Annotated in this window: 16 protein-coding genes; 9 read left to right on the top strand and 7 right to left on the bottom strand. The window is 65.9% G+C overall.

All coding sequences use genetic code 11. The annotated features are described in order from the left end of the window. The first annotated feature begins 2 nt into the window (after window positions 1-2). Window positions 3-647: a TetR/AcrR family transcriptional regulator C-terminal domain-containing protein gene (locus tag ABD301_RS04580; RefSeq protein ID WP_344307442.1), complete on the top strand. Its 645-nt coding sequence runs from the start codon at window positions 3-5 to the stop codon at window positions 645-647. 90 nt (window positions 648-737) lie between these two features. Further along, window positions 738-2,387 carry a glycoside hydrolase family 43 protein gene (locus tag ABD301_RS04575; protein WP_163572121.1) on the top strand — a complete coding sequence of 550 codons (1,650 nt, stop codon included), beginning with the start codon at window positions 738-740 and terminating at the stop codon, window positions 2,385-2,387. Here the strand turns inward: ABD301_RS04575 and ABD301_RS04570 are convergent. After that, window positions 2,371-3,072 carry a class II aldolase/adducin family protein gene (locus tag ABD301_RS04570; protein ID WP_344307438.1) on the bottom strand — a complete coding sequence of 234 codons (702 nt, stop codon included), beginning with the start codon at window positions 3,070-3,072 and terminating at the stop codon, window positions 2,371-2,373. The genes ABD301_RS04575 and ABD301_RS04570 overlap by 17 nt on opposite strands. A gap of 58 nt (window positions 3,073-3,130) precedes the next feature. On the opposite strand from ABD301_RS04570, the gene ABD301_RS04565 reads away from it, so the two are divergent. Further along, the gene (locus ABD301_RS04565) at window positions 3,131-4,123 is read left to right on the top strand and encodes an endonuclease/exonuclease/phosphatase family protein (protein ID WP_344307436.1); all 993 of its coding nucleotides are present in this window, start codon (window positions 3,131-3,133) and stop codon (window positions 4,121-4,123) included. Here the strand turns inward: ABD301_RS04565 and ABD301_RS04560 are convergent. Both ABD301_RS04560 and ABD301_RS04555 read right to left on the bottom strand, forming a co-directional pair. Continuing rightward, window positions 4,110-4,964 (bottom strand): HpcH/HpaI aldolase/citrate lyase family protein, encoded by an 855-nt coding sequence (locus ABD301_RS04560; RefSeq protein ID WP_279582245.1) that lies wholly within the window; start codon window positions 4,962-4,964, stop codon window positions 4,110-4,112. The two genes, ABD301_RS04565 and ABD301_RS04560, sit on opposite strands and share 14 nt — an antisense overlap. Further along, the gene (locus ABD301_RS04555) at window positions 4,961-6,025 is read right to left on the bottom strand and encodes an HpcH/HpaI aldolase/citrate lyase family protein (protein ID WP_163572123.1); all 1,065 of its coding nucleotides are present in this window, start codon (window positions 6,023-6,025) and stop codon (window positions 4,961-4,963) included. Before ABD301_RS04555 ends, ABD301_RS04560 begins: the two co-directional genes overlap by 4 nt. Window positions 6,026-6,170: 145 nt before the next feature. Here ABD301_RS04555 and ABD301_RS04550 point away from each other — a divergent pair, with 145 nt between their 5' ends. Genes ABD301_RS04550 through ABD301_RS04530 form a run of 5 tightly spaced genes read left to right on the top strand, consistent with a single transcriptional unit; the run spans window position 6,171 to window position 12,133 of the window. Continuing rightward, on the top strand, window positions 6,171-7,616 hold the full coding sequence (locus ABD301_RS04550) for a fumarylacetoacetate hydrolase family protein (RefSeq protein ID WP_344307427.1): 1,446 nt from the start codon (window positions 6,171-6,173) through the stop codon (window positions 7,614-7,616). Continuing rightward, window positions 7,613-8,548 carry a 4-hydroxy-tetrahydrodipicolinate synthase gene (gene dapA, locus ABD301_RS04545; protein WP_344307425.1) on the top strand — a complete coding sequence of 312 codons (936 nt, stop codon included), beginning with the start codon at window positions 7,613-7,615 and terminating at the stop codon, window positions 8,546-8,548. The genes ABD301_RS04550 and dapA overlap by 4 nt, the downstream gene beginning before the upstream one ends. A 1-nt stretch (window position 8,549) precedes the next feature. After that, window positions 8,550-10,034, top strand: a complete 1,485-nt coding sequence (hpaE, locus tag ABD301_RS04540) for a 5-carboxymethyl-2-hydroxymuconate semialdehyde dehydrogenase (protein ID WP_344307423.1) — start codon at window positions 8,550-8,552, stop codon at window positions 10,032-10,034. 12 nt (window positions 10,035-10,046) lie between these two features. Next, window positions 10,047-11,087 carry a 3,4-dihydroxyphenylacetate 2,3-dioxygenase gene (hpaD, locus tag ABD301_RS04535; RefSeq protein ID WP_344307421.1) on the top strand — a complete coding sequence of 347 codons (1,041 nt, stop codon included), beginning with the start codon at window positions 10,047-10,049 and terminating at the stop codon, window positions 11,085-11,087. 17 nt (window positions 11,088-11,104) lie between these two features. Continuing rightward, window positions 11,105-12,133 (top strand): hypothetical protein, encoded by a 1,029-nt coding sequence (locus ABD301_RS04530; RefSeq protein WP_344307419.1) that lies wholly within the window; start codon window positions 11,105-11,107, stop codon window positions 12,131-12,133. An 88-nt stretch (window positions 12,134-12,221) separates the two neighbouring features. On the opposite strand, the gene ABD301_RS04525 is transcribed toward ABD301_RS04530, so the two are convergent. Then, the gene (locus tag ABD301_RS04525; RefSeq protein ID WP_344307417.1) at window positions 12,222-12,818 is read right to left on the bottom strand and encodes a hypothetical protein; all 597 of its coding nucleotides are present in this window, start codon (window positions 12,816-12,818) and stop codon (window positions 12,222-12,224) included. A gap of 388 nt (window positions 12,819-13,206) precedes the next feature. On the opposite strand from ABD301_RS04525, the gene ABD301_RS04520 reads away from it, so the two are divergent. Then, complete coding sequence (locus ABD301_RS04520; protein WP_163572127.1) at window positions 13,207-14,415, top strand: sialidase family protein; 1,209 nt, start codon at window positions 13,207-13,209, stop codon at window positions 14,413-14,415. A 47-nt stretch (window positions 14,416-14,462) separates the two neighbouring features. On the opposite strand, the gene ABD301_RS04515 is transcribed toward ABD301_RS04520, so the two are convergent. The 3 genes from ABD301_RS04515 to ABD301_RS04505 form a co-directional block, all read right to left on the bottom strand. Continuing rightward, entirely contained in the window at window positions 14,463-14,891 is a 429-nt protein-coding gene (locus ABD301_RS04515; protein WP_344307413.1) for a DoxX family protein, read from the bottom strand. 167 nt (window positions 14,892-15,058) lie between these two features. Further along, window positions 15,059-15,586 (bottom strand): DDE-type integrase/transposase/recombinase, encoded by a 528-nt coding sequence (locus ABD301_RS42290; protein ID WP_425551885.1) that lies wholly within the window; start codon window positions 15,584-15,586, stop codon window positions 15,059-15,061. 29 nt (window positions 15,587-15,615) lie between these two features. Then, the gene (locus tag ABD301_RS04505) at window positions 15,616-15,747 is read right to left on the bottom strand and encodes a transposase (protein ID WP_163572128.1); all 132 of its coding nucleotides are present in this window, start codon (window positions 15,745-15,747) and stop codon (window positions 15,616-15,618) included. Window positions 15,748-15,870 lie beyond the last annotated feature (123 nt).

Below are 15,870 nucleotides of genomic sequence, written 5' to 3'. Positions count from 1 at the left end.
AGGTGGCGAGTGACACCGAGCGGGAGCCGCTGACCAGAGACCGGGTGGTCGTGGTCGCCCTCCGGCTGCTGGACGAGGACGGCCTGGAAAAGCTGACTCTGCGGCGGATCGCCAAGGAGTTGGATGTGCAGGCACCGGCGCTTTACTGGCATGTGGCCAACAAACGCGCCCTTCTGGACTACCTGACCGACGCGATGGTGGCCGGCGGTCTGGCCGGGCTTCGCGGCCGGAAGGCGGATGAGCAGTGGTGGCAGTGGCTGCATCGGGCCGCCGCGCTGCTGCGCCGTGGCCTGCTCAAACATCAGGACGGCGCGCGGGTGGCCGCCGGCGCCGACCTGAGCAGGGCCGCCGCGCTCGCGACCTGGCTGGACCAGACCGTCACGGTGTTGACCGATGCGGGGTTCGACCTGCATGACGCGGTTTTGTCCGCAGGATCACTGATGAGCTTCGTGATCGGCCGTACGGCCGAGGAACAGTCGTTGCCGGACGGGAAAACGCTGCGAGATCTGCAGGACAGAGTGCGGTTGAAGGCGGTGGCTCGCGGCCTGGCGACCACCGACCGTCGGCAGTCAGCCGACGCGCGGGCCCGCCAGGCGGTGGGCATCTTCATCACCGGCCTGCGCACGATCCTGCGCGAGTCGCAGTGATGGTTTTCACTGTCGATTTCGATCCGTCCGGCTTTCAGGCTTGACGGCTGGCCGAAATATTGTGAGCCTGCGGGGCCGAGGGTGGGAGGCGTGGCCGTGCGCGTGGGTGCTGCTCAGAAGTGGTCTTTCCGGTGGATTGCGGTCGTCGTGTCGCTGCTGGCATTGGTAGCTGGCACGACCGGCGCCGCTGGCGCGCCGCGAACCGCCGCGGGGACTTTTACCAATCCGGTGGTCACCAACCGGTCCGATCCGCACATCATTTCGTCGGGCGGAAAGTATTACTACACCTCGACGGACGGCTGCGCCGGCGGCTATATCTGTGTGTGGTCCTCGGCCACCCTGACCGGCCTGGGATCGGCGACCCGGTTCACGGTCTTCCAGATTCCCGGCTGTCCGGCCGCCAACTGCGCTGAGGTGTGGGCGCCGGAAATCCACTCGATCAATGGCGCTTTCTACATCTATTACACCGCCGGCGCCGGCTCCGCCCACCGGCTTTTCGTGCTCAAGGCGAAGACCAGCGACCCCACCGGCGCGTACGCGGAAGCGACCACTGGCGCCGCGCATGGCCAGTTAACCGAGTCCAGCGGGCTGTGGGCGATCGACCCGGATGTTTTCCAGACTTCGGACGGCAAGCTTTACCTGACCTGGTCCGGATGGCCGGACAGCTCCGGATCGGAGCAGAACATCTACCTCGCGCCCATGAGTGACCCGCTGCACGTGAGTGGCAACCGGGTGTTGCTGTCCCAACCGGACCGACCATGGGAAACCGCCGGGCTGAAGGTCAATGAGGGGCCGGTCGGTTTCCAACACGGTGGCAAGACTTTCATCACGTACTCCGGCAGTTTCTGTGGCACCGACAGCTATGCGGTGGGACTGCTGACGAACACCAGCGGCAATCTGCTCGATGCGGCTGGCTGGACGAAAACCGGTCCGATTTTCAAATACCACAGTGGAGTGAAAGGTCCCGCGTCCTTCGTCCCGATTCGTACGGTCGACGGGGTCGAAGACTGGTTTCTGGTGCACTCCAACACGAACGCCTGCGACTCCGGCCGGGAGCTGCGGTTGCAGCGGCTTTATTGGGACACCGACGGAAGCCCGCTGCTGGGCTACCCGGTCGCCGACGGAGTTCCGTTGCAGGCGCCGTCGGGTGAGCTGGGTTCGACCGGCAGCCCCAACCCGTACAACCAGGGCTGGGGCGACGCGTTCGGCGATCTGGCCGAAGGCGTGAATGACGGCCGTTCGGTGGGAAGCTGGACCGTGACAAGTCCGGCTGGGGCGACCCTGACTTCTTTTGGTGGCGTTGGGTGGACCCGACTTTTCCGCGCTTCCAACCCGAATTACGAGACATATCGAGTGACGGTCGATACGACATGGACCGGCACCGGGACCACGTCCGGCTTCCCGAAATACGGGATCTACGCGTCGTACGACGACCGGAACAACCACGTCGAGGTTTTCATCGACCGCAAGAACAACGTGCTGGCGACCCACGCGGTTGTCCAAGGGACCGAGCAACCATGGCAGAATGCCAACCTGCCGGCCGGGTTCGATCCGACCGTGGCGCATCGGTTGAGCGTCCTCAAAACCGGCGCCTCGTACGAGTTTTCTCTCGACGGCACGGTGATGCAGCAACGCACTTTCTCCGGCACTTTCCCCGTGCTGCTCAACGGCCAGGTCGGCCTGGTCACCGAGGACAGCACGGCCGCCTACACCAACCTCGCCATCACCGATATGCGGTAGCGCGGCGGACCCAATACTGCCAGCCGGCTTCGATTTGGCTGGGGGCCCAGCAGATCGGCGCCTTTTCCAGGCTTTCCTCGTCGCTGGTCCAATGCCGCACCTCACCGGCGGACTGCGCGGCCAGTTGTACGGAACAGGCCCGTTCCAACAGAATCGCGGTCATCACCGCGTGCGCGGCATCGACACCGACGGCCACCAAACCGTGTTGCGGCATGAGACACGCGCGGGCCGCGCCGAGATCCGCCGCCAAAGCCCGCCCCAGCTCAGCCGTCCGTACGAGATTGGCCGTCGCGGTGTGGCGTGGCAGCCCGTGCTCGGTAAACCACACGGCGTCGTGGCTGAGTGGCCGCAGCGGCACGCCGAGCGCGCTGAAGGCGTTGACCGCGGCGGAATGCGTGTGGACGGTCACATTCACCTCCGTACGGGCCCGCATCACCTCGGTGTGAATGGGAAACTCCAGATGCAGGTGTGGATCGCCAGCCAGCGGCTGGCCGTCCCAGGACACCAGCCCGACCCGATCCGCGGTGATCTCTTCCAAACCCCAGCCGCGGGCTTTCATCCAGACACCGCGCCCCTGCGGGTCGCGCACCGCAAGGTGGCCCCACACCATGTCGCCCTGGCCGGCGGCGGCGAGAGCACGGGTCGCCAGCGCGGTCAATGTGGCGGTGTCATCCTCTGGTGGCATCAGACAGGTCCCTTCAGGCTGATTTTCGGCGCTGGCCGCCGACCTACAGTGAATCGTAATGACCAGAATCGATGATTACCCGCAGGTGGCGTCACAACGCCGGCAACCGACCGGTGTCGGAAGGGTGCTGCGTGGACTTTTGCTTTTCTGCTGTGGGTTTTTGCTGTTCTTTACCGCGGCTCTGACCGCTGTCCGGCTGCTCGGTCTCGACGACGGCACGTATCTCGCCTTGCCGATGGCCGGATTCCCGTACGCGGTGGCCGCCACCATTGTGCTCACGCTCGTGGTGCTGGCGGCCAGCGGGCGATTGCTTCTGGTGCTCGCGATCGCCCTGGTGGTCACGCAGCTCTTCCAAGTGGTGCCCCGATTCATCCCGCACAACACCACGGCCAGCTCGGTACGCCTGCGGGTGGCCGCCGCCAACACCGACGTGGGCAAGGCCGATCCGCAAACCATTATGGCGTTGGTACGGTCCGAGCAAATCGACGTGCTTTCGCTGGAGGAATTCACCGCGGCCGGTGTGCAGGCGCTCGACCGCGCAGGCATCGGGAAACTGTTGCCCTATCATGAGTTGCATCCCGAGATCGATTCCTCGATTTATTCCCGCTATCCGCTGGTCCTCAGTGGACTGCTGAAGGCCGCGACGAAATGGCAGCAGCCGACAGCGCAGATCATGGTCGGTGGTCGGACGGTGACCATCGTCGCGGTGCACACGTACTATCCGCCGGGCGACCCGCAAAGATGGGCGCAAGATCTGCAGGCGCTCGGTGGGGCGGCGAAGACCGCCGGCAAGGACACCGTCTTTCTCGGCGATTTCAATGCGACCCTCGACCATGCCACCATGCGCAACCTGCTGGCCGACGGGCTGATCGACAGCCACGCCGAGTTGGGCCGCGGCTGGGCGCCGACCTGGCCTTCGGTGCTGCCGGTTTTCCAGCTGGACCACGTGTTGCACGGCAGCGGTCTGACCGCGGTCCGAGCCGGCGAGCAGACGATTCCCGGCTCGGATCATCGAGCCGTCTTCGCCGAGCTCGCCCTTAACCAGCGCTGATCGCGTCCGCTAGAGCCAAAATTCGCTCAGCATTGCGTATGTGCAGGTTCTCGATCATCCGGCCGTCGACGGTGACCACACCACGACCTTCAGCCTGGGCTTGGGAGAAAGCGTCGATGATCCGCCGCGACTTTTCCACCTCGGCGTCTGATGGCGCGAAGATTCTGTTGCAGGGAGCGAGCTGGGAGGGGTGGATCAGGGTTTTCCCGTCGAAACCGAACTGCCGGCCCTGCAGGCATTCGGTCTCAAAGCCGTCCAGATCCTTGACGTCGTTGTAAACCCCGTCCAGGATCACCTTGCCCGCGGCGCGTGCTGCCAGCAGGCACAGAGACAACCCGGTGAGCAGCGGTGCGCGGCCGGGCACGTACTCGGCGTGCAGCTCGTTCGCCAAATCGTTGGTGCCCATGACAAGAACGGTCAGTCGCTCCGACGCGGTGGCGATAGCAGTGGCATTCAGCATCGCCTCGGGCGTTTCGACCATGGCCCACAACGCGATCCGGGACGACCCCAGCGAGCTTTCCAGGGCTCGTACGGCAGCGGCCGAGCTCACTTTGGGCACCAGGATCGCGTCCGGCTGGGCTGCCGCCGCCGCCGCCAGGTCTTCGGCGTGCCACTCGGTGTCGGCGGCGTTGACCCGAATGGCGATTTCCCGCTGGCCGTACGCACCGGAGGAGGCGGCCGCGCACACGCGTTTTCGGGCCTCTGCCTTGGCATCCGGCGCGACCGCGTCCTCCAGATCGAGGATCAACGCGTCCGCGGGCAGGGTTTTGGCCTTTTCCAACGCACGCTCGTTCGCGCCAGGCATGTAGAGGACGGATCGGCGCGGTCGTACGGATGTCACGCGTCCTCCTCGGAAGCCGCGTACGCCTTGGCCAGCTCGGGATCGCGTTCGGCCAGCGCGTCCGCCAACTCCGCGACCACCCGGCATTGCTTCACGCTCGCGTCGTCCTGCATTTTGCCGTCGATCATCACCGCGCCGGTGCCGTCGCCCATCTCCGCGATGACTCGTCGGGCCCACCGTACTTCGGCTGGGTCGGGCGAGAAAACCTTGCGGGCGATGGGAATCTGCGCGGGGTGCAGGCTCCAGGCGCCGACGCAGCCGAGCAGGTACGCATTGCGGAACTGGTCTTCGCAGGCGACGACATCCCGAATATCGCCAAAAGGCCCGTAATAGGGCAGGATTCCGTTGGCGACGCAGGCATCCACCATCCGGGCGACCGTGTAATGCCACAAATCCTGTTGATAGGTCGTACGACCAGAGGTCAGGTCGTCGCCGATGGGGTCGGATCGTACGAGATAACCCGGATGGCCGCCGCCGACCCGAGTGGTTTTCATCCGCCGGCTGGCGGCGAGGTCGGCCGGCCCGAGCGAGAGGCCCTGCATGCGTGGGCTGGCGCCGGAAATCTCCTCGACGTTGGCGACGCCAGTGGCGGTTTCCAGGATCGCGTGTACGAGGATGGGCCGTTCGATGCCGGCTTTTGCTTCCAACTGAGCCAACAGCCGGTCAACGTAATGAATATCCTCGGCGCCTTCGACCTTGGGCACCATGATGACGTCCAGTTTGCCGCCGATCGCTGGTACGAGCGTGAGCAGATCGTCCAGCGCCCAGGGCGAATCGAGGCTGTTGATCCGGGTCCACAGCTGCGTATCACCGAAATCGGTCGCTTTGCCGATGTCGACCAGCCCGCTGCGGGCGGCTTCCTTGTTGCTGGCCTGGACGGCGTCCTCCAGGTTGCCCAGCAGCACGTCGACCTTGGGCGCGAGGTCCGGCACCTTGGCGGCCATCTTCGGGTTGCTCGGGTCGAAGAAGTGGATCATCCGGGACGGCCGGAACGGGATCTCCCGGACCGGCGTCGGGGCGCCGACGGCCAGCGGCCGGAAGAAGTCCTTCGCCGAGCGCATGCTGCCTCCCGTGTGGCGGATCGGTTGGAGGGTCACTTTAAGGCCAGCGCGGCCGGCAGGCTCCCGACGGTGAGAAATGCAACGCTGACAGGGGGCTCCGGGAACGTCATATATGATTTCGTACACGAAGCTGAGGAGGTCGCGCATGCAGGATCCGGTCAGCGCCGCCCTGGGCAGTCGCCCGGGCGCGATCGTCGCCGTGCACGTCAACTACCCCAGCCGGGCGGCCCAGCGTGGCCGGACGCCGGCGCATCCGTCGTATTTCCTGAAACCCGTCTCGTCACTCAGCGCCACCGAACAGCCGCTGGTACGTCCGCAGGGCTGCGAGCTGCTCGGCTTCGAGGGCGAGATCGCGCTGGTCATCGGTCGTACGACCCATCGCGTCACGCCCGAGCAGGGCTGGGCGGCTGTACGCTGGGTGACCGCCGGCAACGATGCGGGCGTCTACGACATGAGGTACGCCGACCGCGGTTCGAACGTCCGATCCAAAGGCGGTGACGGCTTCACGCCGCTCGGTGTGGAGCTGCTGCCGGCCGAGAAAGTGCGGCCTGACCGGTTGTGGATCAGGACATATCTCAACGGCGAGGTTGTTCAGGACGACACCAGCGAGGGTCTCTTCTTCGGCTTCGGCCAGCTGGTCGCGGACCTGTCCGAGATGCTCACGCTGCAACCCGGCGACGTGATCCTGACTGGCACGCCGGCCGGCGCGAGCGTCGCGCAGCCGGGTGATGTCGTCGAGGTGGAAGTCGGCAGTCTCGACGATCCGGCGCTGACCACTGGCCGGTTGCGCAACCGGGTGGTCGCCGGCGACGGGCCGGTCGGTACGTACGGCGCGCCGCCCAAGGCCGATGACACGACTCGCGCCGAGGCGTACGGGCAACCCGCGAAGGGTCTGGATCCGGCCGTACGAGCCCAGCTGTCGTCGGTCAGTGTCGCGACTTTGAGCGCTCAGCTCAGAAAACGCGGCCTCAACACGGTGTCGATCGATGGCGTACACCCCCTGCGGCCGGGCAGCAAAATGGTCGGCACCGCTCGTACGCTCAGATATCTGCCGCTGCGCGAGGATCTGTCCGACTCTCGCGGGGCCGGCTTCAACGCCCAAAAACGCGCCATTGAGGCGGTCGGTGCTGGTGAGGTGCTGGTGATGGAGGCACGTGGCGAGGCCGGTTCGGGCACTATCGGGGATATTCTCGCTTTACGCGCGCAAGTCCGTGGCGCGGTCGGGATCGTGACCGACGGCGGCGCCCGCGACTCGGCCACCCTGTCCACATTGGATATTCCGGTTTTCGCCGGAGTGGCCCATCCCGCGGTGCTTGGTCGTCGGCATGTGCCGTGGGAGACCGATGTGGCGATTGGCTGCGGCGGCGCGCTGGTCGAGCCGGGTGACGTGATTGTCGGCGACGACGACGGGGTTTTGGTCATTCCGCTGGCCTTGGCCGCCGAGGTGGCCGCCGACACGGTTGAGCAGGAGCGGCAGGAGCGGTTCATCGTCGAGCAAGTACAGGCCGGAAACTCGGTCAAGGGGCTCTATCCGCTCGGCAAAGACTGGAAACCGGCGTACCAGCAGTGGCTGGAAGGTGGCGGGAAATGAAGTTTCGCAGTGATCCCAGCACGATCAGGGGCTCGATCGCGCCGGTCGTGACGCCTTTCACCGCCGAGGGAGCGGTGGACACCAACGGCCTGCGCAACCTGATCCGCTGGCAGCTGGCGAACGGATCGCACGGGATTTCGCTGGGTGGCTCGACCGGCGAGCCGAGCGCGCAGACGATCGCCGAGCGGGCCGCCGGAATGCGAGCCGCCGTCGAGGAAATTGGTGATGCCGTCCCGTTCGTACCAGGGACCGGATCGGCCAAGCTGGACGAAACCTTGGAGCTGACCGGCATCGCGCGAGAAGTCGGCGCGGACGCCGTACTGATTATCACGCCCTATTACGCACGGCCCACCCAGGAAGCGCTCTACCAGTGGTACGCGACCGTGGCGCGGGAATATCCGGACCTGCCGGTCATCGTCTACAACGTGCCATCTCGTACCGCCGTGGACATCGCGCCAGAGACGGTGGCCCGGCTGTTCCGCGATTTCGACAACATTGTCGGCATCAAGGAAACAACCAAGGACTTCGAGCACTTCTCTCGGGTACTTTACGCGGCCGGGCCGGAGTTGTTGGTGTGGTCGGGAATCGAGCTGCTGTCGCTGCCCTTGATGAGCCTCGGTGGCGTTGGTTTCGTTTCGGCGGTGGCCAATCTCGCGCCGGCCGCGGTGGCCCGAATGTATCAGGCCTGGGTGGAGGGCGACTTCGCGACCGCCCGCGACCTGCATTTCCGGCTGCACCCGCTGGTCGATTTGCTCTTTGTCGAGACCAATCCAGCGCCGGCCAAGTGGGTGTTGGAGCAGCGCGGCCTGATCGCCTCCGGCTATGTCCGGCCGCCGCTGATCGCGCCGACCGAGCCGGGCCTGGTGAAAATCAAACAGCTGCTGGCGCTGGGCGAGGACCTGCTCAGCCCGCTCCTTGACGAGAAGGCCTGAGATGACCCCGGAAAACCTGCCGAAGTTCCTGCCGCACCACATTGGCGGGCAGGAGGTGCCAAGCCGTTCCGGCGCCACCTTCGACATCGCTGATCCGGTGTCCAACCAGCCGTACGCGACGGCCGCCGCCGGCCAGGCCGAGGACATCGACCTGGCCGTACGAGCGGCTCGTGACGCTTTTGTCGGTGGGCCATGGCCGACCATGACGGCTCGCGCGAGGGCCCGGGTTTTGAACAATATCGGCGATGCCGTGGAGGCGCAGGGCGAACGGCTGGCCGCGCTGGAAACCTTCGACACCGGGCTGCCGATCACCCAGGCGCTCGGCCAGGCCAAGCGGGCCGCCGAGAACTTCCGGTTCTTCGCCGACCTGATCGTGGCGATGAACGAGGACGCCTACCGGGTTCCGGGTGCGCAGCTGAACTACGTTGTCCGCAAGCCGGTAGGGGTGGCTGGGCTGATCACCCCGTGGAACACGCCTTTCATGTTGGAGAGCTGGAAACTCGCGCCGGCGCTCGCCTCCGGCTGCACGATCGTGTTGAAGCCGGCCGAGTTCACCCCGTTGTCGGCCAGCCTGTGGGGTCCGATCTTCGCCGCTGCCGGCCTGCCGGCCGGAGTTTTCAACCTGGTCAACGGGATCGGCGAAGAAGCCGGCCAGGCGCTGGTCGAGCATCCGGGCGTACCACGGATCTCCTTCACCGGCGAGACCACGACCGGTCAGACGATTATGCGGACGGCCGCGGAAAACCTCAAAGGGCTGTCGATGGAGCTCGGCGGCAAGTCACCGGTGGTGATCTTCGCGGACGCCGACCTCGATGCCGCGCTGGACTCCTCGCTGTTCGGGGTTTTCTCGCTGAACGGTGAAAGGTGTACGGCCGGATCACGAATTCTCGTGGAGCGCAGCGTCTACGACGACTTCGTTAACCGCTATGCCGAACGGGCCAGCAAAATCGTCGTAGGCCCGCCTTCTGACAAGGCCACCGAGGTTGGCGCGCTGGTACATCCAGAGCACTACGCAAAGGTGCTCTCGTACGTCGAGATCGGCAAGACCGAGGCCCGGCTGGTCGCCGGCGGCTCTCGCCCAGCACATCTGCCCGAGGGCAACTACCTGGAGCCGACGGTGTTCGCGGACGTTCCGTCCACCGCGAGGATCTTCCAGGAGGAGATTTTCGGACCGGTGGTGGCGATAACGCCGTTCGACACCGAAGAAGAGGCGATTTCGCTGGCCAACGACGTGAAATACGGCCTCGCCGGCTATGTCTGGACCGAAAACCTGGGCCGCGCACACCGGGTGTCCAGCTCGATCGACGCCGGCATGGTGTGGGTGAACTCGCACAACATCCGCGACCTGCGGACGCCTTTCGGCGGCGTGAAAGCCAGCGGGGTCGGCCATGAGGGCGGTCACCGCAGCATCGATTTCTACACCAACGAACAAATCGTGCATGTGGCCACCGGCGACGTACACACTCCGCGTTTCGGCGCGCGTTAGAGAGGAATTCAGATGGCTTCGATCGCGCCGCCAGACGTGATTCGCTCGGCCTACGCTGAGCTGGTCGTCACCGACCTGGCCGCTGCTCGCTGGTTCTATGTGGACGTTCTCGGTCTGGTCGTGACCGCCGAGACCGATGACGCGCTTTACCTGCGTGCGTACGAGGAATACACCCACCACAGCCTGGTGCTGCGGCTCGGTGAGGCGCCCGCGCTGGCTTTGTTGTCCTACCGCGTGCGTGGCCTACAGGAGGTGGACGCGGCGGAGGCGTATTTCAGGGATTTGGGCGTACGCGTGCAAAGGGTGCCGGCTGGCACCACACTGGGCATCGGCGAGGCGGTCCGCATCGAGGATCCGCTGGGATTCCCGATCGAGTTTTTCTACGACTGCACGCATGTCGAGCGGCTGACCCAGCGGTATGACCTGCAGCCGGCGAACGCGTTGTCCCGGCTCGACCACTTCAATGTCCTCACACCGGACGTGCCAGCAGCCGAAGCGTACTATCGCAAGCTCGGCTTCGGTGTCTCGGAAACCATTGAGGACGCTGACAATCTTTACGCTGCCTGGCTTTTTCGCAAGCAAACCGTGCACGACATCGCGCTGACCAACGGTGACGGGCCACGGCTGCATCACCTGGCTTTCGCCGCCCACGAACGCGGAAACATCCTCAGCACCTGCGATTTGCTGGGAGCGCTGAACAAGCAGGGCATGATCGAGCGCGGCCCGGGCCGGCATGGCGTCTCGAACGCGTTCTATCTCTACGTACGCGACCCTGACAACCACCGGATCGAGCTCTACACGACGGATTACTACACCGGAGATCCGGACAATCCGACCGTACGCTGGGATGTGCATGACGACCGGCGCCGCGACTTCTGGGGCAATCCGGTCGTGCATTCCTGGTATTCCGAAGGAACGGTCGTGCTGGATCTGGACGGCAAACCGCGGGCGTTGGGCAGTGCGGCCGCCAGCGAGGAGAAGGTCCGGGTAGGCGCGGACGGCTTCAGCGTGGCTGAGGATCTGGGCGAAGGGAAGCTCGGCAACCAGGTCTGAGATGGCATGCTGGGCTGGTGATGGGGCAGGCGCGGCGGGTTTTGGAGCAGGTGCGGCAGGCGCCGGCGCCATGGCCTGGGCTGGAAAACCCCGAGCTGCGGGCCACTGTGTTGTGGGCGCTGCAGTACGACCGGCGGCCGACGGATCTGCTCCTGTTGCGGTGGCTGATGGACCAGGAAATCGCGTACCGGCGGGCCCAGGACGGGCTGGGTGAAGTGGCCGAGCTGGCCGGCTTTCTGGTGGCCGAGCACCGCCAGCTCCAGGACGTAACACGGCACTGGGGCCTGAAGCGAGCCAATTTCGACGCCGGCGCCGGCTATGACACGCAATATCTGTTCGCGGCGGGAGTGTCGGCAACCATCGCGTACGTCCGCGAGAGCGACCTTCCCGATCGGGAGGCCCTGCTCGACTATTTGGTGGACCGCGCGATCGATCTGACCGAGGCTGAGCTGGCGGACTGGTTCGCGGCCAGGCGCTCGTGGTTTCCGGCCGACGAGACGGCCGAGGATCCGATGACGTGGATCGATCGCGCGCAGCTCGTCGGCCGCTCGGACCTCGCGCGGCAGTGGCTGTACGAGTGGGCGGCCGGTCGGGAGCGGGACCGCGAGACGCTGTCCGGCCTGCGCTACCGGCTGGCCGAGATGGGCGACCCGGCCGGCGCCGCCGACGCGCAACGGGAGCTGATCGACCTGGCCGGCGAACCGATGGACGTGGCCGGCGGGTGGCAGGAGTTGGCCGAGCTGGAGCGTACGGCCGGCCGGACCAATGCCGCCTGGGAAGCGTTGCGGCGGTGTGGGTTGGCGCTGGCCGACGTGCCGGGCTGGGAGCGTTACGGGCTCGGCCGGTCGTACGTGTCGGAGCTGTTCTGGCTCGCCGGCGTGGCTGAGGCAGCGGTCGCGTCGCAGGCCTTCGCTGTCGCGGACGGCGCGGTCGTACGACTGACGTGGGTGCCGGCGGTGCTGCTCGATGCGGCTATCTCGGCGGCCGACCGGCTGGGGTATGCGCAGCGGAGTGCGCACTACCGGGCGGCGAGGTCGGCCTTGTAGGGCTGATATGTCCGAATGTCACGGCTGACGCAAAACCCGCAGGTCAGCGGCCACCTGTTGGTGCAATCGGATTCCGATTGTCACGACGCTAGGCGGCGATCGGGGTCTGCGGGACCGGGGCGGCGCCGATGCGGCCGGCGACGGCCTGCCGGTGGGCGGCCTGGCAGAGGCGGCCGGCGACGGCGGCCGCGTTCGGGGCGGGGGAGCGCAGGAGGACGCCGGCGAGGCACGCCAGCTGGTCGGCCAGCAGCAGCCGGCCGTCGTCGGTGGCCAGCTGCATCCGGACCCAGCCGCCGGTGTGTCGTACGAGCAGCACCGGGACCGCCCGGCTGACCCGGCTGAGCCGGTTGAAGTGCAGGTCAGTGCGGATGTCGGTGGCGGTGGCGAGGTCCACTCGGCGGGTACGGAAGCCGCGTACGACCAGCACGCTGCCCTGCAGCCAGGCACCCCTGCGCAGCCGCCAGACGGCGAACGGCAGCAGCGCCAGCAGGCCCGCCGCGAGCAGCGCGACGAACGGCAGCGCGAGGCTGGCCGGCGCGAACTGCCAGTGGTCCTTCTGCGCGTTCATCAGCAGCAGGCCGGCGGCCGGCACGGCAAGCAGTGGACTGATCCACAGCAGCCATGCCCGCGGCCGGGCGGTGGTGACGGCGCCGACGCCCAGCGGGACCTCGTTCAGGTGAGCCATGCAACCAAACTAGGGCTCAGACCCGTTGGTGGCATGGCCCCTTCGTGCCAACCTACGGGCGAAGCACGCGATGGGACATCGTGGGTAGTCCATAAGGGCAACGAAACACCCGCCATATGGCCGGGGCGAGCGTGATTTGCCGTTACCGAGGACTTTCCGAAAAGCCTTCCGACCGAATGAAGCTCCTTCTGTTCACGATGATGTGGACAAGTGGTATCAGCGAGGTCTGTGGTTTCTCTGAAAGTGCTGGTACGGGCCTTGTAGATGGTCCGCTGAGCGGAACCTGGGCACTTGACGACGAGGGCGTGCGCGCCTAAGTTCGGCGCAGGACAAAGGACGTCCCATGTCATATGTCCGCCGCCACCATCATCATCTGAAGGGAGGCCCGATGCACCGCAAGTTTTGGCCCGTTTTGGGCACTTTCGCCGGAGTCGCCGGCGTCATCGCCGCGGCGACCTTGTTGCCTACCGCCATAGGTGCGCTAGTGGCGCAATCGCCGGCGGCGCGCTGCAGCGGCGCGGTGCCGTACAAAAAGGGCGACGGCGGCTACAACACCTTCCGGATCCCGGCTGTCGTCAAGGCGCGCAACGGCATGATCCTGGCGTTCGCCGAGGGCCGTAAGGACTCGGGCGGCGACAGCGGCAACATCGACATCGTGCTGCGCCGTTCCGGCGACGGCGGGTGTACGTGGGGACCGCTGCAGGTGGTGGCTGACCAGGGCACCGACACCATCGGGAACCCGGCGCCGGTGGTGACGAACACCGGCCGCATCGTGCTGCTGTCCGTGCACAACGGTGGTTCGGTGACCGAGGCGCAGATCATCCGCGGCCAGGTGTCCGCGGCCGACACTCGTCGGCCGTTCGTGCAATACAGCGATGACAACGGCGCGACCTGGTCGGCGCTGCGGGAGATCACCGCGCAGGCGAAGAAGCCCGACTGGCGCTGGTACGCGACCACTCCCGGTCACGCGCTGCAGATCAGTCGCGGCCCGCACGCCGGCCGGCTGGTCGTCGCGGCGAACCACACCACCACGCCCGGCACCACGGACACCGGTGCGGAGGGTAAATACAACAGCGGCCACGACATCTACAGCGACGATCTCGGCCAGACCTGGCACATTGGCTATATCGACGAAAATCCCGACGGTTTCATCAACGTGAACGAGTCGACTGCCACCGAGCTGCCGGACGGCCGGCTCTATTTCAACACTCGCAACGACGCCACCGCACCCGGCCACCGCGCCGACGCGTATTCCTCTGATGGCGGCCAAACACTCGACAAGCCATTCCCGCCGAACGACACCATTGTCGCGGCCATTTCGCAGGGAAGTGTGCTGCAGCTGAGCCAGCCCGACCTGTTGCTGTTTTCCGGTCCGTACGATCCGAACAACAAACGGGCCGCGATGTCCCTTCAGGTCAGCCGCGACCAGGGCGTGAATTTCACCCTCGGTCTGACCCTTTCCGGCCTGCCGGCGGCATATTCGGACCTGGTGCAAGTTGACCAGAAGACCGTCGCGGTGTTGTACGAGACCGGCGACTTCAGTGCGTACGAGAACATCACGTTCACCCGAGTCCCGATATCTCGGCTCTCCAGCTGAAAAAAAAGTCCGGCCGTCCCAGGTGGGGCGGCCGGACTATCTAGGTGTCAGCGCTTGATCAAGGACCGCGCCATCCGGTAGAAGGCGACGGTGTGCGGCCAGCGGCCCCAGGCGACCAGCGCGAGGATCGCGCCGAGCAGCACGGTGGCGAAGGCGGCCGCTGCCATTCCCGGGATGAAGAACAGGTTGGCGACGGTGGCGCAGGCCATCAGCCCGACCAGCGCGATCGAGCCGGGGCCGCAGAGCCGCGGCACCAGCAGCGACAGGCCGCCGGCCACCTCGCAGGCACCGGTCAGATAGCGGAACCAGTCGCCGACGCCCATGGAGTGGAAGGACGCCACCGCGGTCGGGTCGCCGAAAAGTTTTGGTACGGCCACCAAAACGAACAGCGCGGCCAGGATGACCTGGGCGATCCACAAGGTGATGTTCAGGGCGCGGCCGCGCTTGACAACGGTCGGCTGCTGGATGGCGGTCATGTCAGTCTCCCTCTGGGCGTACGAGCATGTTACTCAGACAGACCGGGGTCGGATCGCAAACTCATCGCTCGCGCCGGAAGAAGTTTCAGCGGCAGGTTGGTGAGCTCCGGTCTCGCCGCCGACCGCAGGTTCAGCAGCCCGAACTCATCCACGCAGATCATTCGCCATCAGTCGGCGGCAGGTTGTAGAGGGCCAGAATGCGATTCATCTTCGCTACGAAACCAGCGTCCGGCCGGCTTTCCAAGTCCTTCGGTGCCTCTCGTCAGGTCATCGGTCTCATCAACGACCCGTCCTGATCCCACAGGCGCTGTGTCGTCTGCGGTGGTTGTAGTAGTCCGTCGTGGTGTACGTCGATCCGTGGTCGGTGTGAAGACGACCCCGTCAACGGCCCCGCCGCGGGCGGCGACGGCCATCCGGATCGCCGCGCAGGCCAGCTCGGCGTCCGGGTGGATGCCGGTGGCCGCGCCCAGTACTCGCCGGGAGTGCAGGTCGATCGCGGTCGCCAAGTAGAGTTTCCCTTCGTCAGTCACGATTTCGGTCATGTCACCAACCCAGCGCAGGTTCGGCGCCGATGCGGTGAAGTCTCGCTTGAGCAGGTCCGGTAAGGGGCGCGCGGCCTTGTCCGGTCGGGTCAGGCCCTTGCGGCGTTTCTTGGTCCTGGCCACCAGATTCTGCCTCGCCATCGAGTCGGCCACGGTGTTCTCCCCGACCCGCCCGCCTTCACTCAGTTACCCAACGTCTGGGCCACAACCCCCAGATCACGGGCCACCACCGCGACACTCTTATCAGTCTCCCGCACGATCCGGACCGCTCCCTCACCGAACGCCGCATCGAACTTCCTACGCACTCCCAGCATGACATCTCCTTATAGTCGATGCCTCCACGGAAGCGGGGGACCCTCAGCTGGAGTACTGGTAGACAAGGTTTGTGGGCCGCCGGGCGTGGTGGTGCCCGGCGGCCAGGTAGATGTTTATGCGGC

Origin of the sequence: Fodinicola feengrottensis, from assembly GCF_039530045.1 — a bacterium.
GTDB lineage: Bacteria > Actinomycetota > Actinomycetes > Mycobacteriales > HKI-0501 > Fodinicola > Fodinicola feengrottensis.
This window is presented reverse-complemented; position numbering and strand designations above follow the sequence as displayed.

Bases quoted from the DNA above. Each gene is read 5' to 3' on its own strand.
- ABD301_RS04555 (WP_163572123.1), bottom strand. From the start codon at position 6,025: ATGCGCTCGGCGAAGGACTTCTTCCGGCCGCTGGCCGTCGGCGCCCCG.
- ABD301_RS04525 (WP_344307417.1), bottom strand. From the start codon at position 12,818: ATGGCTCACCTGAACGAGGTCCCGCTGGGCGTCGGCGCCGTCACCACC.
- ABD301_RS04570 (WP_344307438.1), bottom strand. From the start codon at position 3,072: ATGCCACCAGAGGATGACACCGCCACATTGACCGCGCTGGCGACCCGT.
- dapA (WP_344307425.1), top strand. From the start codon at position 7,613: ATGAAGTTTCGCAGTGATCCCAGCACGATCAGGGGCTCGATCGCGCCG.
- hpaE (WP_344307423.1), top strand. From the start codon at position 8,550: ATGACCCCGGAAAACCTGCCGAAGTTCCTGCCGCACCACATTGGCGGG.
- ABD301_RS04565 (WP_344307436.1), top strand. From the start codon at position 3,131: ATGACCAGAATCGATGATTACCCGCAGGTGGCGTCACAACGCCGGCAA.
- ABD301_RS04520 (WP_163572127.1), top strand. From the start codon at position 13,207: ATGCACCGCAAGTTTTGGCCCGTTTTGGGCACTTTCGCCGGAGTCGCC.
- ABD301_RS04505 (WP_163572128.1), bottom strand. From the start codon at position 15,747: ATGCTGGGAGTGCGTAGGAAGTTCGATGCGGCGTTCGGTGAGGGAGCG.
- ABD301_RS04515 (WP_344307413.1), bottom strand. From the start codon at position 14,891: ATGACCGCCATCCAGCAGCCGACCGTTGTCAAGCGCGGCCGCGCCCTG.
- hpaD (WP_344307421.1), top strand. From the start codon at position 10,047: ATGGCTTCGATCGCGCCGCCAGACGTGATTCGCTCGGCCTACGCTGAG.
- ABD301_RS04550 (WP_344307427.1), top strand. From the start codon at position 6,171: ATGCAGGATCCGGTCAGCGCCGCCCTGGGCAGTCGCCCGGGCGCGATC.